This is a genomic window from Microcystis sp. M53602_WE12 (assembly GCF_030065455.1).
Taxonomy (GTDB): domain Bacteria; phylum Cyanobacteriota; class Cyanobacteriia; order Cyanobacteriales; family Microcystaceae; genus Microcystis; species Microcystis aeruginosa.
Genome location: NZ_JASJFB010000699.1, coordinates 1 through 4,632, shown reverse-complemented (window position 1 = coordinate 4,632; position 4,632 = coordinate 1). Strand labels below are relative to the sequence as shown.

Sequence of the window (4,632 nt, the reverse complement as noted above, 5' to 3'; positions counted from 1 at the left end):
TTTCCATAGATAACTCCTGTATCATTTATCGGTTATCGGGTGTCAACTGCGTTAGCGAGTAACGCCATCATAATTGCTCGGTGACAATCTTTACTTATATCAGCTTATCGCAGCCCCGACCTCTACAGACATAGACCGGTTCTAGGTTGTGGGAAGTGAGGTGTATTTTCAGTGAACAGTGAACAGTAAACAGTAATCAGTGAACTGAAAACTCACATCTGATAACTGATAATTGATAACTGACTCCTGCATTTGACAGGCTGTCTGTTGATCGAGCGAGAAAGTTTCCTCAGAATTGGGAGTATATGCACAAAGATACTCCTATGTCAACGGTTTTGAAAAATTTTCTTCCTCGCCTCGGTGGATTGGTTATTGTTGCACTGCTCTGCTCGCTTGTGCTGGGGGGATGGCCTCGGCAGGGAAAAGCGGCTCAATCAGTACATTTGTCCTACTGGTTGCGATCGGGAATTGAACAACTAGAGGCGGGTAATTATCAGCAAGCTTTGCAGGATTTCAATCAGTCGATCGAACGGGAAAATAACTTGGCCCTAGCCTACAGTAATCGCTGTTTAACTGAGATTTATTTGCAGGATTATCTCCACGCTTGGCAGGACTGCACCCGCTCTTTACAACAGCAATCCGATAATTATCTAGCCCATTTCCATCGGGGTTTAGCTTTTTATCGTTTGGGAGATTATCCACAGGCGCTGACCGATTATAACCAGACTATCCGGTTAAAACCCAGCTATTATCAAGCCTACTATAATCGGGGTTTAGTTCAGGCAGCCATGAAAAATTATCCCCTTGCCCTAGCTGATTTTAATCAATCCTTGCGTCAAATTACTAACTGGCAACCCGACACTTTAGCCACTATTTATAATGATCGAGGTTTATCTCATTTAGCCCTCCACAATTTTACCTCAGCCAAAGCGGATTTTAATCAAGCTCTCCGGTTAAATAAAAATAACGCTTCAGCCTACTATAATCTAGCTTGTACCGCTCACCAATTAGGTGAATACGACCGCTCGATCGCTCATTTAAATCAGGCGATTGCCATCGATCCTTTTTATGCCGATGCTTATATTAGAAGGGGATTACTGCGGCATCAATTGGGTTATTATCAATCAGCTTTAGCGGATTTAAATCAAGGAGCAAATCACCTCTATCATCAGGGATTGCACCACAATTATCAGCAAATCCTCGCCCTCATCGAGCAGATTCACCAACAGTTACTTTCCTTACCATCTCCCATTGTTTAAAAGAGCGATCAATATTATAAAGGAAAGCGCTTCATGGCTGTGACGGCGAGACGGGCATTATCTTTAAGGACTTGGGAAACTCGGGGAATTTGGGGAATTTGCCAGAGAACATCGACGGTGCGCCGTAATAATCGCACTAGATCTCCCTCATCGAGGCTAGTATTTTCGCACAATTCCGGCCAGGATGTCCCTTGGGCCCAACGGGAGGCAATCCCCATCAGTTGGGTTTCTAACCAGACGGGAATAGTTATATCGTAGCGAGATTGAGCTTGATAGAGTAAACGGCGAACTTCTCGCAGACCGGGGGAATTTCCCTCTCCTTGCCGCAAAATATCGATAACTTCTGGCACAGGAGGGTAATTGCACCAAGTATCGGGGCGAGGGGGTTCCGTAATCATGGCGCTGATGGCGGCGGCTAGTTGGCTAGGAGTCAATCGGTCCAAATCTCCGGACATCATCGCTAATCCTAACCAGAGTTCATTTTCCCCGCGAATAGTGGCCGCCGCTTCTCCGAGGGGAGTGGGCAAATAACCCTCTAATGCTTGGAATTCCCGCAAAATCTCGATTAGATTCAGAAATTCTTCCCAGTAGTAGGATTTACGCGATTGTTGTTTTTGGTATTTAATCTGGGTCTTGTGTAACTTATCGCGAGCAATCTCTCGATCGTAGTATAGTTTCATCAATCGCCCCGGATTTTTGCGTTTTTGCAGGGGATGAGCGGCAATTTGACTATTGACAATTTCAATTTTTTGTGCTTGTGTTGCCAGTTCCGCCACTGGTGGGATGCCCTGCACTTGTTGGGGGATTAAATCGGCGATCGCCTGAGTATTTTCCTCACCCTTGCGCCAACCCCCTAGGGAAACAGCTTCTAGGGAAGGGGGTATCAGTTCGCCTAATTCCGCGGGAGTGAGAAAACCTCGATCGATCTCGCTAATATCGGCATAGGCGGCTAAATACCAGCGATTATCACTACCTAAACAAACAAGGGTTCGCACTTGACCGGCTCCGTGCAGGGTATTGACGAAGATAGCGGGGACGGGGACGGGAACCTTAATATGTTTGCCCTTGAGATGGAGGATGGTTCCGACGGGAATATTCGGCAATTTTAGATGTATTTCCTGTCTTTTCTGTGCCTCTGACTGACTAGCGAGGATTTTATACAGTCTTTCTTCTTCCCGCAGTCTTTCCCGTAGCTTTTCGTAACTAAAGACCTGCTCCCGTTCGATACCGGCTAATTCCATATCCAACTTAGCCAATTCGGTGGTTAAGGCGGTAATCTGTTGTCGTTCGGGGCTTAACTTCAAACGAGCGAGATATTCGGCGAAACTGCGCTCTAAGAGGTCTTTGGCCTCCTCTAGACTGTGTTTTTGCAGGAGATTTAAGACCATGCCGTAACTGGGCGCAAAACAGCTTTGCAGGGGTTCTGGTTGAGCGATGGCCAGAAAAGCCGCTTCTTTTGCCCCTTCAAAGGGCGTTTGTACTGTCACCACATGGCCCACCGCGTCCATTCCCCGGCGACCGGCCCGGCCGGCAATCTGGACAAATTCCGAGGGAGTCAGCATACTATGGCCATCATCGGTGCGTTTGGAGAGGGCCGAGATAACGGTGGTGCGAGCGGGCATATTAATCCCGGCTGAGAGGGTAGCGGTGGCAAAAACCACCTTAATTAAACCAGCTTCAAAGAGTTGTTCGACTAATTCTTTCCAGAGGGGTAAAATCCCGGCATGGTGAACACCACAGCCCCGGGTGAGGGGTTCCACTTGGTCGGCCCGCACCAATTGGGAAGCACTGGCTAGGAATTCAAACAGTTGATTTTTCGTCTCGGGGGCGGCGGTTAAGAGGCTGAGGAGTTGATCGTCGGACTGGGGGTTATTAGCGAAAAAAGCCAGTAATTTCTGGTGTAGAGGCGGATTTTCGACGGCAAAGAAGGAAAGGGCTAGTTCTTGCAGATTGGGATTATCTTCCAGAAAGAAAATGAGTAAACGGTAGTAAATGGCTCTAGCTTCTTCTTGATTAACGAGATTGAGGTTTTTTAGCTCTCGAATCGCCTGATCGCAACCTTTACGGCTGAAAATGACGTAAATGGCTGGGAGCATATCCTTGTCCCGCAGAGTGGTGACAATCGAGGCGATGGTGGGACAATCTTCTCGTTTTAAGCGTCGGGGTTTGCCGTGGCCGACTTTTGAGCGTAGTTTCGGGTTAACTTTGCTCTGTTTTGGGTCGAGCAGCGGGAATAATCCCTCTTTATTGGCGAAATAAAAGCGCAGGGGGACGGGGCGAAAATCGGAGTTAATTAGCTCGCAGCTGGAGGTCTGTTTATTGTCGCCGGATTGGGGCAGTTGCCGCACCCAGTTAATCCAGTCGGTGAGTTCCCCGGGGTTGCCGATGGTGGCGGAGAGGGCGACTAATTGGATACTAGGGGGACAGTAGATAATTGATTCTTCCCAAACGGTGCCGCGACCTCGATCGCTGATATAGTGACATTCATCGAGAACTAGGGTTTCCACGTTTTCTAGGGAAGTGCCTACCTCACCGATTGGAGTTTGGTACAGCATATTGCGAAAAATTTCTGTAGTCATGACTACAATTAATGCGGAGGGATTGATCACCACATCACCGGTAATCAATCCCACTTCCGCAAAGAGCAGCGGGGAATCCTCATCGCCATCGGTGGGGGTGCGACCGAATTTTTCTTGAAAATCCCGGAATTTTTGGTTAGAAAGAGCTTTCAGGGGAGTGGTGTAGAAAACCCGTTTGCCCCTTTCGAGGGCGCGATAGATGGCGTATTCTCCGATTAAGGTTTTGCCGGAACCGGTGGGAGCGCAGACCACCACTGATTTACCGGCAGCGAGAGCAGCGATCGCCGATTGCTGGAAGTCGTCGAGTTTAAAGGGAAAAATGGTTTTGAGATCCAAAGAAGTAGGGTTGAGGGACTCTTTCACGTCAAGTCTAAGAGGAGAAATTTTTAAAATTGTGGCTATTCTGGCTGGCTTTTTTTATTCTAGTCGAAAAAAGCGGACTTCTAGAAACTAGGGATAAGCTTAAGTAGGTGGGTGGAATTAAATATAAGATGAACGTAGGTTGGGTTGAAGCATGAAACCCAACCCCCGATTATGTTACGCTACCGCTAACCCATCCTACAAATAATTGTGCCTCCCTACTTAACCTTTGGGGGCGATGCCCAATCCCATCATACTTCATCTGTATAAGAAATGCTGTATCACTAATAATTGTAAGTAGTCATGCAAAATTAATTACCCAAATAAAAAATTAAGAAGTATAATACATAAAAAAACGAAGCAGCAGGAAAATACAATGAGATTGATTAGAGACCTAAACCCCGAGAGCCAGAAAATGCTAGAGAGAATTTATC

The 4,632-nt window shown here is 47.1% G+C and carries 2 protein-coding genes; one reads left to right on the top strand and one right to left on the bottom strand.

Annotation, left to right across the window (positions count from 1 at the left end; all coding sequences use genetic code 11):
- Positions 1-305 precede the first annotated feature (305 nt).
- Positions 306-1,259 (top strand): tetratricopeptide repeat protein, encoded by a 954-nt coding sequence (locus PX482_RS21810; RefSeq protein ID WP_288095111.1) that lies wholly within the window; start codon positions 306-308, stop codon positions 1,257-1,259.
- A gap of 14 nt (positions 1,260-1,273) precedes the next feature.
- Here PX482_RS21810 and PX482_RS21805 read toward each other — a convergent pair whose 3' ends face one another.
- Positions 1,274-4,201: a DEAD/DEAH box helicase gene (locus PX482_RS21805; protein ID WP_002762561.1), complete on the bottom strand. Its 2,928-nt coding sequence runs from the start codon at positions 4,199-4,201 to the stop codon at positions 1,274-1,276.
- Positions 4,202-4,632 lie beyond the last annotated feature (431 nt).